We start from the raw sequence: 17,592 nt of genomic DNA, 5'->3' as shown, positions 1-17,592 counted from the left end.
TCCGCGCCTTGACTCCGCCGGGCCGTTGCTGCGAGATCCGGGCGTCATCGCGGCGCGTGTGGACGTACGGAAACGTGCGGAAAGGCGGCAGCTTGGCGAAGCAGCACCTGCTCCTCGTCGACGGCGACCCCAAATCACTGAGGGTGATGGAGGTCTCGCTCAAGAAGGCGGGCTTCACCGTCACGACCGCCGTGAACGGGCGCGACGCGCTGGAGCGGTGCGCGGTCTCGCCGCCCGACCTGATCCTCTCCGACACCAAGATGCCGGAGATGGACGGCTTCGAGCTGTGCCGGCGGCTGAAGGAAGACGAGCGTCACCGCGGGACGCCGTTCATCTTCCTGACCGGCCAGAAGTCGGTCGAGTACAAGGTGAAGGGCCTCGAGCTGGGCGTCGAGGACTACCTGACGAAGCCCATCTACATCAAGGAGATCGTCACCCGCGTGAAGCTCCTCCTCCAGAAGAAGGAGAAGGAGCGGCTCGAGAAGAAGGACCTGAAGGCGAGCTTCGCCGGCAACCTCTCCGACATGGGCGTGGTGGACCTGGTCCAGACGCTGGAGATGGGGAAGAAGTCCGGCGCGCTCCACGTGAAGAGCCGCCGGGGGCTCGAGGCCGTCTGCTACTTCAAGGACGGCCGCATCCTCGACTGCGAGCTGGGCGGCAAGGTCACCGGCGAGAACGCGTTCTACCGGCTGCTGAACTGGCAGGAGGGCGAGTTCGCCATCGAGTTCAAGCCCATCGAGCGCGAGGAGCGGATCCCGGTCTCGACGCAGGGGCTGCTCATGGAGGGCATGCGCCGCATCGACGAGTGGGGCCGCATCGTCGAGCAGCTGCCCTCGCTCGACCGCGTCTTCGAGATCGACCCGACCGCGCTGGCCGAGCGGCTGGCGGAGATCCCCGACGACGTGAACGCGCTGCTCCGCCTGTTCGACGGGCGGCGCCCGCTCGAGCAGGTGATCGAGGAGGCGGACTACGACGACCTGGCCGCCGCCGGCGTGATCTCGAAGCTCTTCTTCGAGGGGATCGCGAAGGAGGTGGCGGTCCCGCCCGCGCCCGAGCCGGTCGCCGCGCCGCCGCCCGCCGTCGAGGCCGCGACGGAGCCGGTCGAGCAGGCGCCGCGCCTGGGCCGGCCCGCGCGCACCGCGCCGGCGGAGGCCACGCCGGAGCCGCAGGGCGTGGACTGGTTCGCCGGGCCGGTGGGGCGTTCCGCGCCGCACGCGCCCGCGCCGGAGGCCGCCGAGCCGGCCCCCGAGCCGCCTCGCGCCGCGCCGGCGCGCCCAGAGCCGCCCGCGGCGCCGCCGCCGAGCTTCGTCCCCCAGGGCGGCTTCTCGATGCCGTTGCCGCCGCCCGGGTCGCTGCCCCCGCCGCCCTCGCTGGCCGCCCCCGCGCGGCGGCCAGCGCCGGCGCCGGTCGCGCCGGCCGCGCCGTCGGTCGCGGCGCCCGTCGCACCGCGCGCGCGCCCGGAGCCCACGCCGGCCGCGGCCGTCATCCCGGGCCCGCCCCCGGCACCGGCGGCGCCGTCGCGCGCGGCGGCCCGCTCGCGCGCGCCGCTCGCGATCGGCCTCGGCGTGCTCGTCCTCGCGGCCGTCGCTGGCGCCGTCGCGCTGCGGGGGCGCGGCGCGAGCGCCGGGCCCGCGCCTGCCGCCGCGGCGAGCCCGGCCGCCGGCCCGGCCGCTGCCCCGCCCGTCCAGCCGGCCGCGGCCGCCGCGCCCGTCGAGGCGCCCGCGCCGCCGGCACACGCCGACCCTGCCGCCGCGACCGCGAGCGCCCCCGCCGCGACCGAGGCGCCCTCGCCGGCGCCGGTGGCCGCGGCCGTCGAGCCGACCGCGGCCCCGGCGACGACCGCGGCTCCTGCTGCGGCCGCTCCGCGCGCGGAGGGCGCGGACCCGCGTCGCCTGCTCGCCGCCGCCGCCCGCAAGTACGAGGAGGGCCGGTTCGCCGAGGCCGCCGTCGACTACCGGCGCGCGGTGGGGCTGCGCCCGACGGCGCCCGGGTACGTCGGGCTCGCTCGCGCGCTGCACGACGCGCAGCGCTCGGGGGACGCCGTCCGCGCGCTCGACCGCGCCATCGAGCTCGACCCGGCCTACGCGCCCGCCTGGCTGCTGCGCGGCGAGATCCACCAGGGCGCCGGGCGCGCGTCGCAGGCCCGCGCCGCGTACACCCGGTTCCTCGAGCTGTCCCCGAGCGGCCCGGAGGCGCGCGCCGTCCGCGACATCCTCGGCCGGCAGCTCCGGTAGTCCCCCGGAGGCGCGAGCCCTGCGTCGCGGGTTGCGCTCGCGCGCGAGGCCGGACCGCGTTACCTTCCGCCCCCGTCATGCCGACCCGCGTCCTCGCCATCGAGACCTCCTGCGACGAGGCATTCGGATCCGGGGGGACGCGGACTGCGCGCCCCCCCGGTCCCCCCGCTCGCTCCGGGGCAGGCTCATCCGCCTGCCCCTGCGCTCGCAACGGTCTCGTCGCAGGGGGCGAACGGCCATGACCCGCGTCCTCGCCATCGAAACGTCTTGCGACGAGACCGCCTGCGCGGTCGTCGAGGACGGCCGGCGCGCGCTCTCGGACGTGGTGTCGACGCAGATCGACATCCACCGGCGCTGGGGTGGGGTGGTGCCGGAGCTGGCGAGCCGCAACCACGTGGTGCAGGTGATGCCGGTGGTGGACGAGGCGCTGGCGCGCTCGGGGGTCGGGCCGGACGGCCTCGACGCGGTGGCGGTGACGAGCGGGCCGGGGCTGGTCGGCGCGCTGCTGGTGGGCGTGCAGGCCGCGAAGGCGCTGGCGCTCGCCTGGGGCAAGCCGCTGGTCGGCGTGAACCACCTCGAGGGCCACCTGGTGGCGGCGTTCCTGGCGGAGGTCCCGCCGGCGTTCCCGTATCTCGGGCTGGTGGTGTCGGGCGGGCACACCTCGCTCTACGCCGCGCACGGCTTCGGCGACTACCGCCTGCTCGGCCAGACGCGCGACGACGCCGCCGGCGAGGCGTTCGACAAGGGCGCGAAGCTGCTCGGCCTGCCGTACCCGGGCGGCGTCGCCATCGACCGGCTGGCGAAGGAGGGCGACCCGGCCGCGATCCGCTTCCCGAAGGCGATCGTGAAGGGCGCCGACCTCGACTTCAGCTTCTCCGGGCTGAAGACCGCGCTGCTGCACCACGTGAAGAAGCACGGCGTCCCCGAGGGGCCCGCGCTCGCCGACCTGTGCGCGAGCTACCAGGAGGCGATCGTGCGCGCGCTGGTGGAGAAGGCGTTCCGCGCCGCGCGCCGCCTCCAGTTCGAGCGGCTGGTGCTGGCGGGCGGCGTGGCCGCGAACAGCCGGCTGCGCGCCGCCGCCACCGCCCGCGCCGCCGAGTACGAGGGCATGTCCGTGTTCATCCCGCCGGTCAGGCTCTGCACCGACAACGCGGCCATGATCGCCGTCGCCGGCACGCACGCGCTGCTCCGCGGCGAGCGGGCCGGGCCGGACCTGAACGCCGATCCCGCCTGGCGCCTCTGATCCGGCCACACCCGCGCACCCGCCGCGCGGGCGCCCGCCCGGCCGGCCCCTGCGGCCGCGACCGTCCGTTCCTATTGATCGGCAGGAGGATCGGAGCGGCCATGTCCCTGCGGTGGCTCAACGTGGTGTTCGGCGGGTGGATGCTCGCGACCGGGCTGGTCGCGGGCCCGCGCACGCCGGAGTTCGGCGATCACATCTTCCTCGGCCTCGCCATCTTCCTGGTGGCGTTCCTGGCCATGGCGCTGCCGCGCCTCCAGGCCGTCAACGTCGTGCTGGGCGCCTGGGCCGTGCTGTCGCCCTTCGTGCTCGGCTACCTCGATGCCGGACTGGCGGTGAACGACATCGTCGTCGGGATCCTGGTTTGCTGGGTGGCGCTCACGCCGCCGCGCCCGCACCGGCCGCGCGGACGGGCCGCCCCAGCGACCTGACGGCTCGCGCCCCCGAGCGGCGGGCGGGACGGCGCGGCCGCGCCGGGGCATACTGCGCCCCGCGATGACCGACCACTATCCGAGCCCGCGCGCGCTGCTCGACCGGTACGACCTCCGCGCGAAGAAGAGCTGGGGCCAGAACTTCCTCGGGGACGAGGCGGTCCTCGACGACATCGCGCGCCTCGCCGCGCCGCGCGCCGGCGACGCGGTGCTGGAGCTCGGGGCGGGCCTCGGCCACCTCACCGCGCGGCTGCTGGCGCGGGGCGCGCGCGTGGCCGCGGTGGAGCGCGACCGCGACATGGTCCGGGTGCTGCGCGGCGAGCTGGGCGACCGGATCACGCTGCTCGAGGCGGACGCGGCGCGGCTCGACTACGCCGACCTGGCGGCGCGCTTCGGCGCGGCGGCGGCCGCGGGGGAGGGGCCGCGGCTCGCGGTGGTGGGGAACCTGCCGTACCACCTCACCAGCCCGATCCTGTTCTCGATCCTCGACCAGGTGGCCCACGTGTCGCGCGCGGTGTTCCTCCTCCAGCGCGAGGTGGCCGAGCGGCTCGCGGCCCCGCCCGCGAGCCGGGACTGGGGCGTGCTCTCGGTCCTGCTGCAGCGCGAGGCGGACGTGTCGGTGGAGCGGATCGTGCCGCCCGGCGCGTTCTGGCCGCCGCCCAAGGTCGCGAGCGCGGTGCTCTGCGCGCTGTTCCGCCCGCCCGCGGACGCGGTGGCGGACCCGGCGCGCTTCCGGCGGCTGGTGAAGGCCGGCTTCGGTCAGCGGCGCAAGACGCTGCGCAACGCGCTCGGCTCGGCGAAGCTCGCGGATCCGGCGCGGCTCGAGGCCGCGTTCGCGGCCGCCGGGGTGGACCCGGGCCGACGCGGCGAGACGCTCACGCTGGCCGAGTGGGCCGCGCTGGAGCGCACGCTGGGCTGACGTGCAACGGAGAAGTCACGGGCGCCCGTCCTCAATCTCCCCGCCCGCCCCGACCGACCCCATCCGTCGAACGGGCGCCCGTGAGCCGTGCCCGGCGGCCTAGAGGCCTCCGGTGCGGGCGGTGGCGAGCATCAGGCTCATGTTCCGAGCGCCGTTCTCGCCGAGGTACCGCCGGAACGCGACCGGGTCGAGCTTCATCGACCGGATGGTCGTCGCCACGATGGCGTCGTAGCTGGGGGCGTTCGGCTTCTTGAGCTCGAGCGCGATCTTGAGGATGGCGCGGTGGTAGGCGGGGTCGATCCCGTCCTCCTGCGCCTTCCCGGCCTTCGCCACGGCCTTCTGCCCGACCGCCACCCTGCTCCGCATCTCCGCCTCCGAGCCCCGCGTTCCAGCTCCCGCCCTGCGAATCAGCATGACGATACGTGGCTGCACATGCGGGGTCAAGGCCAGCCCTGATCCTGGGATCATGGATCCCACGATCCAGATGTCAGATCGCCGCAGCGCGACGGCCCGCCGGCCCGCGGGACGGCCCGTCGCGGGCGCGCCTTGCGGGCGACCTCCGTGCGTGGCAATCTCGCGCGTTCCTGCGAGCTTCCCTGATGGAGCGCCCTCGGTACATCGCGGTCGAAGGACCCATCGGCGTGGGCAAGACGACCCTCGCCCAGGTGCTGGCCGAGCGCCTGGGCGCTCGCCTGGTCCTGGAGGAGGCGGAGTCGAACCCGTTCCTCCCGGCCTTCTACGCGGACCGGAAGAAGCACGCGTTCCAGGCGCAGGTGTTCTTCCTGCTCTCGCGCTTCCAGCAGCAGCAGGTGCTGTTCCAGCAGGACCTGTTCTCCAGCTCCACGGTCGCCGACTACCTGTTCGCGAAGGACCGCATCTTCGCGACGCTGACGCTCGAGCCGGCCGAGCTGGCGCTCTACCGCCAGATCCACGAGCTGCTCGGGCCGCGGGTGGTCCGGCCGGACCTGGTGATCTACCTGCAGGCCCGCACCGACGTGCTCCTGTCGCGCATCAGGAAGCGCGGCCGGGACTTCGAGCGGGGCCTCGATCCCGCCTACGTCGAGGCGCTCGCGAAGGCCTACAACGACTTCTTCTTCCACTACGAGGACACGCCGCTGCTCGTGGTCAACACCAGCGACATCGACGTGGAGTCCGAGCCCGAGGACCTCGAGGCGCTGCTCGCGGTCATCCGCAAGCATCGCAAGGGCACGCAGCACTACGTACCGCTGGGCACCAGGACGTATTAGAGTCGTCTCCTCGCCTCACCAATGGGCAGGACCCCGGACCCGGGGCCTACACCGGAGGTCGTCGAAGATGTCGTCCCATCCCCCCGCGCCACGCAAGCACGTCACCATCCACGAGCTGCGCCGGATGAAGGAGTCCGGCGAGCGCATCGCCATGGTCACCGCCTACGACGCGACCGCCGCGCGGCTCGTCGCGGTCGCGGGCGTGGACGCGGTGCTGGTGGGTGACTCGCTGGGCATGGCGGTGCAGGGCCACGAGTCCACGCTGCCGGTCACCCTCGACCAGATGGTCTACCACTCGGCCATGGTGCGGCGCGGGCTCGCCCGCGGCGACGGCCGGGCCCACCTCGTCACGGACATGAGCTTCGGCAGCTACCAGGCCAGCGCCGACGAGGCGGTGAAGGCCGCCATGCGGCTGGTGGCGGAGGGCGGCGCCGAGGCCGTCAAGCTCGAGGGCGGCGCCGAGTTCGGCGAGGTGATCCGCCGGATCGTGCGCGCCGGCGTGCCGGTGATGGGCCACATCGGCCTCACCCCGCAGTCGGTCCACAAGATGGGCGGCTACGTGGTGCAGGGGAAGGACTCGGAGAAGGCGCAGCAGATCCTGCGCGACGCCCGCGCCCTCGAGGCGGCCGGGTGCTACGCGCTGGTGCTGGAGTGCATCCCCTCCGAGCTGGCCCGCATCGTCACCTCGCAGCTCCGGATCCCGACCATCGGCATCGGCGCGGGCCCGCACTGCGACGGGCAGGTGCTGGTGCTGAACGACCTCCTCGGCCTCGACGCGTCCTTCACGCCCAGGTTCGTGAAGCGCTTCGGCGAGGTCGGCGCCGCCGTGCAGGACGCGGTGGGCGCGTACGTGGGCGAGGTGAAGGCGCGCGCGTTCCCCGACGACGCGCACAGCTTCCACTCCAGCTCGGTCCGCCTCGTTCCGGTGGAGCGCCACGCCGAAGCGGCGGAGGAAGAGCCGCCGGACGCCATCGGCGCCCCCATCTAGCGCCGGGATCGAGCACACCCAAGGTGAAGACAACCGAGCTGATCACCGACCCGGCCTCCTGGCAGGCCCGCTGCACCGCCGCGCGCGAGGCCGGCACGCGCATCGCCCTGGTCACGACCATGGGCTACCTGCACGAGGGCCACCTCTCGCTCATGCGGGAGGCGAGGCGCCGCGCCGACGAGGGCGGCCGCCGCGGCCTGGCGGTGGGCACCATCTTCGTCAACCCGACGCAGTTCGGTCCGACCGAGGACCTGGCCCGCTACCCGCGCGACCTCGAGGGCGACCTCGCGAAGTGCGCCGCCGCCGGGCTCGACGCGGTGCTCGCCCCGAGCGACCCGGCCCTGATGTTCGCGCCGGGGCACGAGACCTGGGTCACGGTGGAGCGCGCCTCGCAGGGGCTGGACGGCGCCTCGCGCCCGGGCCACTTCCGCGGCGTGGCCACCGTGGTCGCGAAGCTGTTCAACCTGACCCGCCCGCACGTGGCGCTGTTCGGGGAGAAGGACTGGCAGCAGGTCGCCGTGATCCGCGCCATGGTGCGCGACCTCGCCTTCGGCATCGAGATCGTGGGCATGCCCATCGTGCGCGAGCCGGACGGCCTGGCGCTCTCCTCGCGCAACGCGTACCTCTCGCCGGACGAGCGGCGGCGCGCGCTCGCGCTCTCGGGGGCGCTCGCCGCCGCGCGCGAGGCCACCGCCCGCGGCGAGCGGGACGCGGCCTCGCTGCGGGCCGGGGCGCGCGCCCGCCTCGAGGCGGCCGGCGGCCGGGTGGACTACGTCGAGATCGTCCACCCCGAGACGCTCGCGCCGGTGGCGCGCGCCGAGCCCGGCAGCGTGCTGCTGCTCGCCGCGTGGTTCGGCGCCACGCGCCTCATCGACAACGGCAGGCTGCCATGAAGGGCAAGGCCGGCGGCAAGGCGGCGGACGCCGCGGAGAAGGTGGCGGCGTCCAACCGCCGCGCGCGCTTCGACTACGACGTCGAGGACACCTGGGAGGCCGGGCTGGTGCTCACCGGCAGCGAGGTGAAGTCGCTGCGCGAGGGGAACGTCAACCTGTCCGACGCGTACGCGATGCCGCGCGGCGAGGAGCTGTGGCTCCTGAACTGCCGCATCGGCGAGTACCAGCAGGCGGCGCACTTCGGCCACGCGCCGCTGCGCGACCGGAAGCTCCTCATGAACCGGGCCGAGATCGACCGCGTCCGCGGCAAGGTCGAGCAGCGCGGCTACACGCTCGTGCCGCTCCGGATCTACTTCAAGCAGGGCTGGGCCAAGGTGGAGCTGGGCCTGGCGCGCGGGCGCTCGCACGAGGACCGGCGCGGGGCCATCGCCGAGCGGGAGTCGAAGCGCGAGATGGACCGGGCGCTCGCGCGGGGCCGGCGTCGCTAGCGTGCGCCCCGGCGTCCCGGGGCTCGCTCCTTCCTCCGCGGGCCCCCGATCGCGCGGCCGCCGTTCTCGATGGGGCGGTGGCTCCCGCCGCGCGGCGCGGGCCTGCTAGCCTCGTGTCGGTGTTCGACCGGCTCACGCTCGCCGAGGATCTGCTCGACTGCCAGGGCCGGGTGGTCGCTCGCCGCGGCCTGGTGGTGTCGCCCGAGTCCATCGAGGAGGCCGCCCAGCACGCGCGGCCGGCGCCGCGCCGCGCGCTCGCCGACACGCCGCTGGGCGGCGATCTCGGGGTGGCGCTGGACGACCCCACCTACCGGGCGCTGTTCGCGCGCGCCGGGGCCCGCGACGCGGTGGCGCGGGCGGTGGCCGCGGCCGGCCTGACCGAGGGGCTGGTCGAGGAGCTGCTGGCGCTCCGCGCGGAGCGGCCGGCGCTCCACCTCCACGCGTTCACCACCGCGGCGGTGGCGGTCCGCATGCTGCTCAGCGCGGTGGGCGGCGCGCGCGCCCTGCCGGACCTCGCCGCGGCGGCGCTGCTGCACGACCTCGGCATGCGCCACGTGCCGGCGACGGTGGTGGAGCGCGCCGACCGGCTGGAGATCCGCGAGGCGCACCGGATCGCGGCCCACCCGCTGCTCGGCGCCTTCCAGCTCGCCCGCGAGCTGGGCCCGCACCCGGCCGTGGCGGCGGCGCGCTGCCACCACTGGCGCTGCGGGCAGGGCTACCCGGGCATGGGCGCCGCGCCCTCGCGGGCGGTGGAGGTGGTGTCGGTGGCGAGCGCGTTCGCGGCGCTGACGCGGCCGCGCGCGTACCGCTCCGCGGCCTACGACGCGCGCGGCGCCGCCGACGTCATCGTGGCGGAGGTGCTGGCCGGGCACGCCGACGCGAACACCGCCAAGCTGCTGGTCCACGCCCTCCGCGGCGGCCGCGGCGACCCGCGCGCGATCCGCTTCGGCGGTGCGCGCGAGGGGCACGCGCCCGAGGTGAACCGGCACGCGCCCGTCGCGGCACCTGGAAGAAGTCCGCTGTAGGCCCTCACCGCGAGCGCAGGGCCGCGGAGCGGTCCGGAGCCGAGGGGCCGCCTACTCCAGCCCGCACGCGTGGCGCAGCGTCGGCCAGGCGTAGAGGCCGGTGTTGTGGCCGTCGGACCACTGGATCTGGATCGCGTACGCGCCCACCGGGTTGATCTCCAGCGGGTGGATGTCGGGCGGGATGGTGGAGGAGTCGAGCAGCTTCTTGCCGGTGCCCTCCTCCACGCACGACGCGCACGGGCAGAAGTCGCGCAGCGCCCAGGAGGTGAGCGTCGTCTCGCGCCCCCCCGGCCACACGATGCGGATCGCGTGATCGGGCTGGACGTCGATCGACTCGGGGGGCTCGGCCGTCTGCTTCTGGAAGGTGATCCGATCGAGGAGTCCCATGGCGGTTCCTTGGATGGCGCCCGGCGGGCGCGCTGTCAAGCCGACCGCGCCAGCGCGGCGACCAGGTCGGCCCGGTCCTGGTACGGTCCGAGGCAGGGGCGCGCGTCGGTCGCGTACAGCTCCGAGCGGTCCAGCTCGGGCGCGAGGCGCACCAGCGCCGACGAGCGGGTGCCGTAGTCCGGGTCCATGTGGATGCAGGTGGCGAGCGCGGTGCCGGTGCCGGGCACCGCCGCGTGCTGGGTCAGCACCTCTCGCAGGCGGGGCACCGAGGGCTCGAGCGGCCAGTGCGCGCGCACCAGGTCGGGGCGCGGGCCGCGCCCATGCGGCGAGGTCTCGGTGACCACGTGCAGGCCGGGGCCGAGCGGCTCGATCCCCGAGGCCTCGCCGTCGTACCACCAGAGGAACGCGGCGCGCGCGTCGGCGACCACGAGGTGGAACGGATTCCACTGCGCCGCGTCCGCCCGCTCGAAGGCCGCGCGCGCGGCCTCCGCGTCCGGGGCGGCGAGCGCGAGCGGGACGAGGTCGCCCCGCGAGCGGCGCTCCGGGTCGGGGTACCACTGCACCGGCGCGTGGTAGTTGGTCACGCCCGCGAACACGCCGCGCGCCGAGAGGCCGATCCAGGTGCCGCCGGCGAGGAGGTCGCGCGGCGCCGCGTAGCGGATGCCGGTCGCGCCGTCGCGCAGGCCCCAGCCCTCCGACGGGCGCCCGTTCCGCTCGTCGCGGTTGGCGGCCACGATCACCGGCCAGCGGCGGTCCGCCTGCAGCGCGACGGCGAGGGTGCACATGCCCGGACGCTTAACACGGGGCCGGCGGTCCCGCTCGCCCGGCGCGACGGGAAGGGGCCCGACCGTCGCCGGCCGGGCCCCCGGAACGTCTCGCGCGGCGCGCGCTACTTCACCTTGCGGGCGGCGCGGACGCGCTCGAGCAGCAGCTCGCGCTGGAGCGCGAGCGGCCGGGGCAGCGTCTTGCCGAGCTTCTCGAACCACTCGGACTGCGACTCCAGCTCCTGCTCCCACTCGCCGAGGTCGATCTGGGTCGCGGCCGCGATCGCGTCCTTCGAGACGTCGAGGCCGTGCAGGTCGAGGCCCGAGTCACCCGGTGTGTACCCGAGCAGCGTCTCCTTGGCGGGCGCGCGGCCGGCGGCGCGGTCGAGCATCCACTTCAGCACGCGCATGTTGTCGCCGTAGCCCGGCCACAGGAACTTGCCCTCGGCGCTCTTCCGGAACCAGTTCACCAGGAAGATCTTGGGCGGGTTCGGGATGCGCGACTGCATGTCGAGCCAGTGCTGCAGGTAGCTCCCGCAGTCGTAGCCGATGAACGGCAGCATCGCCATCGGGTCGCGGCGGACCACGCCGACCTGGCCGGTGGCGGCGGCGGTGGTCTCCGAGCCCATGGTCGAGCCCAGGTACACGCCGTGCGTCCAGTTGAACGCCTCGAGCACCAGCGGGACCGTGGTGGAGCGCCGCCCGCCGAAGATGATGGCCGAGATGGGCACGCCCTTCGGATCGTCCACCAGCGGCGAGATGGCGGGGTTGTTCTTCGCCGGCGCGGTGAAGCGGCTGTTCGGGTGCGCCGCCTTCTCGGTGGAGCCCTTCTTCCAGGGCTGGCCCTTCCAGTCGATCAGCTCGGCCGGCGCCTCGTGGTCCATCCCCTCCCACCAGATGTCGCCGTCCGGCGTGCGGGCGACGTTGGTGAAGATGGTGTCCTTGCGGACCGAGTCCATCGCGTTGGGGTTCGTCTTCCGGTTCGTGCCCGGGGCCACGCCGAAGTAGCCGTTCTCCGGGTTCACCGCCCAGAGGCGGCCGTCCTCGCCCACCCGCATCCAGGAGATGTCGTCGCCGACCGTCCGGATCTTCCAGCCCGGGAACGCGGCGGGCGGGATCATCATGGCGAAGTTCGTCTTGCCGCAGGCCGACGGGAACGCGGCCGCGACGTACTGCTTCTCGCCGGTCGGGCTCTCCGCCTCGAGGATCAGCATGTGCTCGGCGAGCCAGCCCTCGTTCTTCGCGAGATAGCTGGCGATGCGGAGCGCGAGGCACTTCTTGCCGAGCAGCGCGTTGCCGCCGTAGCCGGAGCCCACCGACCAGATGGTGTTGTCCTGCGGGAAGTGGCAGATGAAGCGGCGCTCGGGGTTGCAGTCGGCGACCGAGTGCAGGCCGCGGTTGAACTCGTCCGAGTCGCCGAGGCGGTCGAGCGCCACCTTCCCCATGCGCGCCATGATCCCCATGTTCAGGGCCACGTACACGGAGTCGGTGATCTCGATGCCGACCTTCGCGAAGGGTGAGGTGCTCGGGCCCATCACGTACGGCACCACGTACATGGTGCGGCCCTTCATCGACCCGTCGAAGATGGCGCCGAGCTTCCGGTAGGCCTCCTTCGGCTCCATCCAGTTGTTGGTCGGGCCGGCCTGCTCCTTCGTCGGCGTGCAGATGAAGGTGAGGTGCTCGACGCGGGCGACGTCGCTCGAGTTCGAGTGGTGGTAGTGGCAGCCGGGCCACTTCTGCTGATCGAGCGGGATGAGGACCTTGGCGGCGACGGCGTCGTCGGTCAGCCGCTTCTTCTCGGCCTCGGAGCCGTCGCACCAGTAGACGCGATCGGGCTTGCAGAGCTTCGCCATCTCGTCGACCCAGCCGAGGAGGTGCGCGTTCGACGTGGGACGAGCGGCAGGAGAGGTGGACATCAGGAATTCCTTTTTACGATTGAGCGGAAAAAGGGCCTGGGGACGCGCAGCTGCAGCGCGGAAAACGGGGACGCCAAGCTAGCGCACGAGAGGTCGCAGAGTCGAGCCCCGAATTCGCGTTCCGACCTGCAAGCTGGCGCCGGCGCGCACCGCGCGCAAACGTGCGCCGCTGCGCCCCGCGATCGGGCGACACGGCCCCGCGGCGACCCCGCGCCGCGCGCGCCCGGAGGCGCTACGTTGCTCGCATGTCGCGTCCGGCACACGGCCCCGAGATCACGACCGGAGGCGTCCGGTTCCGCGCCTGGGCGCCGCGCGCGGAGCGCCTGGCGGTGCGCGTCGACGGCGCCGACCACCCGCTCTCGCCCGCGCCGGAGGGATGGTGGACCGGCGAGGTCCGCGGCGCCGGGCACGGCACGCGCTACCAGCTCGTGCTGCCGGGCGGGCGAGCGCTCCCCGATCCCGCCTCCCGCGCCCAGCCGGACGGCGTTCACGCGGCGTCCGAGGTGTTCGACCCGGCGCGGCACCGCTGGCGGAGCGCGTTCGCGGGGCTGCCGCTCGAGGCACTGGTCTTCTACGAGCTCCACGTCGGCACGTTCACCGCGGCGGGCACGCTGGACGCGGCGGCCGAGGCCTTGCCCGGCCTGGCGGAGCTGGGCGTGACCTGCGTCGAGCTCATGCCGGTGCAGCCGTTCGCGGGCGCGCGCAACTGGGGTTACGACGGCGTGCAGAGCTGGGCGGTGCACGCCGCGTACGGCGGGCCCGCGGCGCTGCAGCGCTTCGTGGACCGCGCGCACGCGCTCGGCCTCGCGGTGTGCCTCGACGTCGTCTACAACCACCTCGGCCCGGAGGGGAACTACCTCCCGCAGCTCGCGCCGTACCTCACCGATCGTCACCGCACCCCCTGGGGCGACGGCCTCGATCTCGACGGCCCGGACGCCGGGCCGGTGCGCGCCTACTTCCTCGGCGCCGCGCTGCAGTGGGTGCGCGACTTCCGCGTGGACGCGCTCCGCCTCGACGCCACGCACGCGATCCGCGACGACGGGCCGCGTCACCTGGTGGCCGCGCTGTGCGACGAGGTCTCCGCGCTGGCGCGCCGCGAGGGGCGCCGGATCCACGTGATCGCCGAGAACGACGACAACGACCGCCGGGTCCTCGATCCGCCGCCCGCCGGCTGGGGCTGCTCCGCGGTCTGGGCCGACGACCTGCACCACGCGCTGCACGCGCTCGTGACCGGCGAGCGGGAGCGCTACCTCGCCGACTTCGGCGCGCCGGAGCAGGTGGCCCGCGCGCTGGCGGAGGGCTTCGTCTTCCAGGGCGAGCGCTCGGCCTACCGCGGCGGCCCGCACGGCACGCCGGTGGCGGGGCTCGCGCCCTCGCGCTTCGTGGCCTGCGCGCAGAACCACGACCAGATCGGCAACCGCCCGCACGGCGAGCGGCTGGCCGCGCTCCTGCCCTGGCCGGCGCTCGAGCCCATCGCGGCGCTCGTGCTGCTCGGCTCGGCCCTGCCGCTCCTCTTCATGGGCGAGGAGTACGGGGAGACGCGCCCGTTCCAGTACTTCACCAGCCACGGCGACGCGGCCCTGGCGCGCGCCGTCTCCGAGGGTCGCCGCGCCGAGCACATCGCGCGCGGGCAGGGCGAGCCGCCGGACCCGCAGGACGAGCGGACGTTCCTGCGGTCGACGCTCTCCCACCGGAGCGACGGCCGGCACGGCGCGCTCCGCGAGCACCACCGGCGGCTGCTCGAGGTGCGCCGCCGCCACCGCGACGCCATCGCGGCGCGCTGGCCGGAGGTGGCGCGGGACGGCGCGGCGTTCACGCTCCGCCGCCCGGGGCTCACCGTGCGCGCGAACCTCTCCGACCGCGCCGGGGCCGGGCTGGGCCCGTGGGGCTGGAGCGTGACCGAGGGGTGAGGCGCGACGCGCCCTGGCGAGGGCGCCCCGGGCACGCGCCGGCGGCTCGGGGCGCGCTCTGGCGGCGCGCGGGTCGTGGCGCGCAGCGGTGCGGGGCCCGGCCGCCGGCGTTCGCGGTCGGCCGGCCCGCGCCGGGGCGCGCTTCAGGCGAGCGCGCGCCGATCCTGGCGGAGGTGGCGGATGCCCACGGCGAGCGCGATCACGATGGTTGCGAACGGGACGGTGACGGTGAGGGCCAGGAGCGCGACCCAGCCGACCGCGCTCATGAACGCGACCACCGCCGCGGTCGCGAGCGCCCCCACGAGCACGCGCCGGGCCTCGACCATGGCGCGGGTGATCACCCGGGCGGGGGATTGGGTTCGAGACGAGTACGACAGTGCACCGTACTGTGTGGCCATCGCGTCGCTCCTTCGCCGCGTCGCCGGCGCGGCCGCGGGTCGCTCGGGTGCCGGGCGATCACAGGCCATCAGATACGAGGTCGCGGCGGCTCCTGCGATGGGCCAAAAGGACGCTGACCTAATGGTTTCAATGGCTTACGTCCCATGGCCTTTGACGCGGATCACTGCTCGCCGGAACGAGACCTCGAGGTTCCGAAGGCGCTCCGGGAACGTGGACTCCGCGAGTCAATGTTGACCGCACGGGCAGGTCACACGCGAACGGGAGAGCCGGCGCTGGCGCTGTCTCTGATGGGGTGGCCCGGAGGCGCCCGCACGGACCGTGCGTCCGTCGAGACGGTGGGCGCCGCCGATCACCGTGCGTGAAGCCACGCACGGTGATCGCGTCCCGCGGCGGCGCGCTACTTCTTCTCGAGCTTCTGCCGGAGCAGGTCGCCGAGCGTGCCGAAGCCCTTGCCCTGCCCGCGCGGCGCCTTCGCCATGTACTCGCGCGCCTCGGCGCGCTCCGCGGCGTGCTCGGCCTCGGTCTTGGAGAGGCGGATGCGGCCCTGCTCGTCGATCGCCGACACGAGCGCCTGCAGCGTGTCGCCGACCTTGAAGCTCCGGCGCAGGTCGGACCCGCGCGGCGTGCCGGTCTCGCTCGCCGGCACCAGGCCGCGGCCGCCGGCGAAGCGCACGAACACGCCGAAGCTCTCCACCTTGTCGACGGTGGCCTGCACCACGTCGCCCACGCGCGGCGGCGGCGGCGGGGTGGGGCGGGCGGGCCGCTCGGCGCCCTCCGCGCCCGGGGCCGGTGCGGCGGGCTCGGGCCGGGGCGCGAGCGCCTTCACCGAGAGCCCGATGCGCTCGCCCTTCTTCGGATCCTCGTCGATGCGGAGCACCTGCACCTGCACCGCGTCGCCGGCCGAGAGCAGGTCCTGCGGCTTCGACACCCGGTCCCAGGCCAGCTCGGAGACGTGCACCAGGCCCTCGACGCCGCCGATGTCCACGAACGCGCCGTAGTCCTGCACGCTCGTCACGACGCCGTCGAACACCGCGCCCGGCGCGAGCCGCGCGCGCGTCTCGGCCGCCTTGTGGGCGCGCTCCTCCTCGAGCAGCGCGCGCCGCGAGAGCACGGCGTCGCGCGCGTCGGCGCGGGTGACCTTGAACAGGAGCTTCTGGCCGACGAACGAGGAGGCGTCGCCCACGAACCGCACGTCGATCTGCGAGATCGGGCAGAACGCGCGGACGCCGTGGACCTCGACCTCCAGCCCGCCCTTGTTCACCGCCTTCACCACGCCCTCCACCGGCAGGCCGGTGTGGGCGGCCTCGATCACCGCGTCGCGGGCGTTGTCGCGGGTGGCGCGGCCGTGGCCCTTCGAGACGACCGCGCCGCGATCGGTGGCCTTCACCACCACCGCGTCGATGATGTCGCCCACGCGGGCCGCCACGTTCCCGGCCTCGTCCTTCAGCTCGACGGTCTCGATCATCGCCTCGGCCACGCCGGACCCGAGCTCGAGGAACGCGACGTCCCCGCCGATCTGGATGATCTTGCCGGCGACCTTCTCGCCGACCTGGAAGCGGCGCCGCGGCCCCGCCTCCGAGCCCGCGAGCATGTCCGCGAAGGAGCCCTCGTCGGGAACCTCCACCTCCGGCGCCGGCGGCGGCTCGCCGGCCGGCGGGCGCGGGGAGTCGAGCGAGGCGGCCGGGGCCGGCTCACCGTGCTCCCGCCGCTCGGGACGCTCGCCGCGGGGGCGCCGCTCGCCGCGCGGACCGCCGCCGCCGGGCCTGGGGCCGCGCGGGCCGCCGCGCTGCTGCGGGCCGGCGCCGCCGGGTCGCGGGTTGCGATCCTCCGCCACGCGCTGCCAGAGCGGGCGGCGGTCCTGCGCCGCCGGCGCGGGCTGCGACGTCGCGGGCGCGAGCCGCTCCTCCTCGGGCGCCTCGATCTTCGCGCCGGGCGGCGGGGGCTTCACGTGGCCCTTGCGGATCACCACCGGGCCCGGGGACTCGGGCTTCTTCTGGTCCGACATGGCGGCGTCTCATAGCACAGGCGCCGGGTCTCGCGTAAAAGGGGCGCATGGAGCGCCGCGCCGTGATCTTCGTGTCGCACGCCGACGCCGGCGCGCTCCGCCTGGCCGGCTCCGCCGCCCTGGCCGCCGCCGCGCTGGGCGACCGGGTGGACGTCTACCTGTTCGGCCCGGCCGTCCCGGCGCTGGTGGCCGCGCACGACGCCGACCCGGAGGAGCCGGGTGCGGCGCTTCAGCAGGCCCGGACGGTGGGCGAGTGCCGCCTGATCGCGTGCAGCGCCAGCGTCGTCGAGCAGAAGGTCGCGCTCGCCGACGCGGAGCGGACGCTGGACGCGGTGGTGGGCTGGCCGACGATCCTCGAGTGGTCCGCCGGCGTGACGGACCGATTCTTCTTCTGACGGGGCTGCGCCCCGCCCCACGGAGCGGAGCTCCGCGGGGCCCCACCCTGCTGCGCGGGGGCCCGTGACCTCGCGCGCCCGCCTTCGCGGGCTCGCGCGACGTCCCCGCGGCGCGGCGCTGCCGCGCTCGGGGCAGCCCTGGCTGCGCTCGGTGCAACGCGGTCGACCGACCGCTCGATCGCTCGGACGGGGGAGGGCGGAGGGCAGGCCCGCGAGGGAGCCCGCGGGGCGTCCCTTGGGCGGAAGATCGCGGGCCGGTCGGCCGTTTATCATCCGCCCTCCCGTCGCCCTCCCGCACCCCCGGAGCCCCGCACATGGTCAGCCTCTCCATCGATCCGCCTCCCCACCGGC

17 protein-coding genes are annotated in these 17,592 nt (G+C 75.0%); 11 read left to right on the top strand and 6 right to left on the bottom strand.

Annotated elements, in window-relative coordinates; translation table 11 throughout:
• Positions 1 to 92 precede the first annotated feature (92 nt).
• The 4 genes from A2CP1_RS19295 to rsmA all read left to right on the top strand — a co-directional run bounded on the left by A2CP1_RS19295 (position 93) and on the right by rsmA (position 4,824).
• A complete protein-coding gene (locus A2CP1_RS19295) occupies positions 93 to 2,234 on the top strand; it encodes a response regulator (RefSeq protein WP_015934896.1) in 2,142 nt (713 codons plus the stop codon).
• 238 nt (positions 2,235 to 2,472) lie between these two features.
• Entirely contained in the window at positions 2,473 to 3,477 is a 1,005-nt protein-coding gene (gene tsaD / locus A2CP1_RS19290; protein ID WP_015934895.1) for a tRNA (adenosine(37)-N6)-threonylcarbamoyltransferase complex transferase subunit TsaD, read from the top strand.
• Positions 3,478 to 3,578: 101 nt separating this feature from the next.
• Positions 3,579 to 3,905 (top strand): SPW repeat domain-containing protein, encoded by a 327-nt coding sequence (locus tag A2CP1_RS19285; RefSeq protein WP_012527719.1) that lies wholly within the window; start codon positions 3,579 to 3,581, stop codon positions 3,903 to 3,905.
• A gap of 64 nt (positions 3,906 to 3,969) precedes the next feature.
• Positions 3,970 to 4,824 (top strand): 16S rRNA (adenine(1518)-N(6)/adenine(1519)-N(6))-dimethyltransferase RsmA, encoded by an 855-nt coding sequence (gene rsmA / locus A2CP1_RS19280; RefSeq protein WP_012527718.1) that lies wholly within the window; start codon positions 3,970 to 3,972, stop codon positions 4,822 to 4,824.
• Positions 4,825 to 4,923: 99 nt separating this feature from the next.
• Here rsmA and A2CP1_RS19275 read toward each other — a convergent pair whose 3' ends face one another.
• Positions 4,924 to 5,190, bottom strand: a complete 267-nt coding sequence (locus tag A2CP1_RS19275; RefSeq protein WP_012527717.1) for a hypothetical protein — start codon at positions 5,188 to 5,190, stop codon at positions 4,924 to 4,926.
• A gap of 233 nt (positions 5,191 to 5,423) precedes the next feature.
• Between A2CP1_RS19275 and A2CP1_RS19270 the strand changes: the two genes are divergently transcribed.
• The 5 genes from A2CP1_RS19270 to A2CP1_RS19250 all read left to right on the top strand — a co-directional run bounded on the left by A2CP1_RS19270 (position 5,424) and on the right by A2CP1_RS19250 (position 9,465).
• Positions 5,424 to 6,071, top strand: coding sequence for a deoxynucleoside kinase (locus A2CP1_RS19270; protein WP_015934894.1), 648 nt, complete (start codon positions 5,424 to 5,426; stop codon positions 6,069 to 6,071).
• A gap of 67 nt (positions 6,072 to 6,138) precedes the next feature.
• On the top strand, positions 6,139 to 7,059 hold the full coding sequence (gene panB, locus A2CP1_RS19265) for a 3-methyl-2-oxobutanoate hydroxymethyltransferase (protein ID WP_015934893.1): 921 nt from the start codon (positions 6,139 to 6,141) through the stop codon (positions 7,057 to 7,059).
• 23 nt (positions 7,060 to 7,082) lie between these two features.
• Complete coding sequence (gene panC / locus A2CP1_RS19260) at positions 7,083 to 7,952, top strand: pantoate--beta-alanine ligase (RefSeq protein ID WP_012527714.1); 870 nt, start codon at positions 7,083 to 7,085, stop codon at positions 7,950 to 7,952.
• Positions 7,949 to 8,440: an SsrA-binding protein SmpB gene (smpB, locus tag A2CP1_RS19255; protein WP_012527713.1), complete on the top strand. Its 492-nt coding sequence runs from the start codon at positions 7,949 to 7,951 to the stop codon at positions 8,438 to 8,440. Before panC ends, smpB begins: the two co-directional genes overlap by 4 nt.
• A gap of 119 nt (positions 8,441 to 8,559) precedes the next feature.
• The gene (locus tag A2CP1_RS19250; RefSeq protein ID WP_245529848.1) at positions 8,560 to 9,465 is read left to right on the top strand and encodes an HD domain-containing phosphohydrolase; all 906 of its coding nucleotides are present in this window, start codon (positions 8,560 to 8,562) and stop codon (positions 9,463 to 9,465) included.
• A gap of 51 nt (positions 9,466 to 9,516) precedes the next feature.
• Here A2CP1_RS19250 and A2CP1_RS19245 read toward each other — a convergent pair whose 3' ends face one another.
• The 3 genes from A2CP1_RS19245 to A2CP1_RS19235 form a co-directional block, all read right to left on the bottom strand.
• Positions 9,517 to 9,852: a DUF971 domain-containing protein gene (locus A2CP1_RS19245; RefSeq protein ID WP_012527711.1), complete on the bottom strand. Its 336-nt coding sequence runs from the start codon at positions 9,850 to 9,852 to the stop codon at positions 9,517 to 9,519.
• 35 nt (positions 9,853 to 9,887) lie between these two features.
• Entirely contained in the window at positions 9,888 to 10,637 is a 750-nt protein-coding gene (locus A2CP1_RS19240; protein WP_015934891.1) for an NRDE family protein, read from the bottom strand.
• A 104-nt stretch (positions 10,638 to 10,741) separates the two neighbouring features.
• Complete coding sequence (locus tag A2CP1_RS19235; protein WP_015934890.1) at positions 10,742 to 12,532, bottom strand: phosphoenolpyruvate carboxykinase (GTP); 1,791 nt, start codon at positions 12,530 to 12,532, stop codon at positions 10,742 to 10,744.
• A gap of 245 nt (positions 12,533 to 12,777) precedes the next feature.
• On the opposite strand from A2CP1_RS19235, the gene treZ reads away from it, so the two are divergent.
• Entirely contained in the window at positions 12,778 to 14,442 is a 1,665-nt protein-coding gene (treZ, locus tag A2CP1_RS19230) for a malto-oligosyltrehalose trehalohydrolase (RefSeq protein ID WP_015934889.1), read from the top strand.
• A 143-nt stretch (positions 14,443 to 14,585) separates the two neighbouring features.
• Here treZ and A2CP1_RS19225 read toward each other — a convergent pair whose 3' ends face one another.
• Both A2CP1_RS19225 and A2CP1_RS19220 read right to left on the bottom strand, forming a co-directional pair.
• Positions 14,586 to 14,783 carry a hypothetical protein gene (locus A2CP1_RS19225; RefSeq protein WP_245529846.1) on the bottom strand — a complete coding sequence of 66 codons (198 nt, stop codon included), beginning with the start codon at positions 14,781 to 14,783 and terminating at the stop codon, positions 14,586 to 14,588.
• A gap of 455 nt (positions 14,784 to 15,238) precedes the next feature.
• Positions 15,239 to 16,846, bottom strand: coding sequence for a 30S ribosomal protein S1 (locus A2CP1_RS19220; protein ID WP_015934887.1), 1,608 nt, complete (start codon positions 16,844 to 16,846; stop codon positions 15,239 to 15,241).
• A gap of 47 nt (positions 16,847 to 16,893) precedes the next feature.
• Here A2CP1_RS19220 and A2CP1_RS19215 point away from each other — a divergent pair, with 47 nt between their 5' ends.
• Positions 16,894 to 17,241, top strand: coding sequence for a DsrE family protein (locus A2CP1_RS19215; protein WP_012527705.1), 348 nt, complete (start codon positions 16,894 to 16,896; stop codon positions 17,239 to 17,241).
• The last annotated feature ends 351 nt before the right edge of the window (positions 17,242 to 17,592 follow it).

The sequence above is a fragment of the Anaeromyxobacter dehalogenans 2CP-1 genome (genome assembly GCF_000022145.1).
In the GTDB taxonomy this organism is placed as follows: Bacteria; Myxococcota; Myxococcia; order Myxococcales; family Anaeromyxobacteraceae; genus Anaeromyxobacter; species Anaeromyxobacter dehalogenans.
This window is presented reverse-complemented; position numbering and strand designations above follow the sequence as displayed.

Excerpts from the sequence above, each read along its gene's own strand:
- tsaD (WP_015934895.1), top strand. The coding sequence starts at position 2,473 with ATGACCCGCGTCCTCGCCATCGAAACGTCTTGCGACGAGACCGCCTGC.
- A2CP1_RS19285 (WP_012527719.1), top strand. The coding sequence starts at position 3,579 with ATGTCCCTGCGGTGGCTCAACGTGGTGTTCGGCGGGTGGATGCTCGCG.
- rsmA (WP_012527718.1), top strand. The coding sequence starts at position 3,970 with ATGACCGACCACTATCCGAGCCCGCGCGCGCTGCTCGACCGGTACGAC.
- A2CP1_RS19275 (WP_012527717.1), bottom strand. The coding sequence starts at position 5,190 with ATGCGGAGCAGGGTGGCGGTCGGGCAGAAGGCCGTGGCGAAGGCCGGG.
- A2CP1_RS19270 (WP_015934894.1), top strand. The coding sequence starts at position 5,424 with ATGGAGCGCCCTCGGTACATCGCGGTCGAAGGACCCATCGGCGTGGGC.
- panB (WP_015934893.1), top strand. The coding sequence starts at position 6,139 with ATGTCGTCCCATCCCCCCGCGCCACGCAAGCACGTCACCATCCACGAG.
- smpB (WP_012527713.1), top strand. The coding sequence starts at position 7,949 with ATGAAGGGCAAGGCCGGCGGCAAGGCGGCGGACGCCGCGGAGAAGGTG.
- A2CP1_RS19245 (WP_012527711.1), bottom strand. The coding sequence starts at position 9,852 with ATGGGACTCCTCGATCGGATCACCTTCCAGAAGCAGACGGCCGAGCCC.
- A2CP1_RS19240 (WP_015934891.1), bottom strand. The coding sequence starts at position 10,637 with ATGTGCACCCTCGCCGTCGCGCTGCAGGCGGACCGCCGCTGGCCGGTG.
- A2CP1_RS19235 (WP_015934890.1), bottom strand. The coding sequence starts at position 12,532 with ATGTCCACCTCTCCTGCCGCTCGTCCCACGTCGAACGCGCACCTCCTC.
- treZ (WP_015934889.1), top strand. The coding sequence starts at position 12,778 with ATGTCGCGTCCGGCACACGGCCCCGAGATCACGACCGGAGGCGTCCGG.
- A2CP1_RS19220 (WP_015934887.1), bottom strand. The coding sequence starts at position 16,846 with ATGTCGGACCAGAAGAAGCCCGAGTCCCCGGGCCCGGTGGTGATCCGC.
- A2CP1_RS19215 (WP_012527705.1), top strand. The coding sequence starts at position 16,894 with ATGGAGCGCCGCGCCGTGATCTTCGTGTCGCACGCCGACGCCGGCGCG.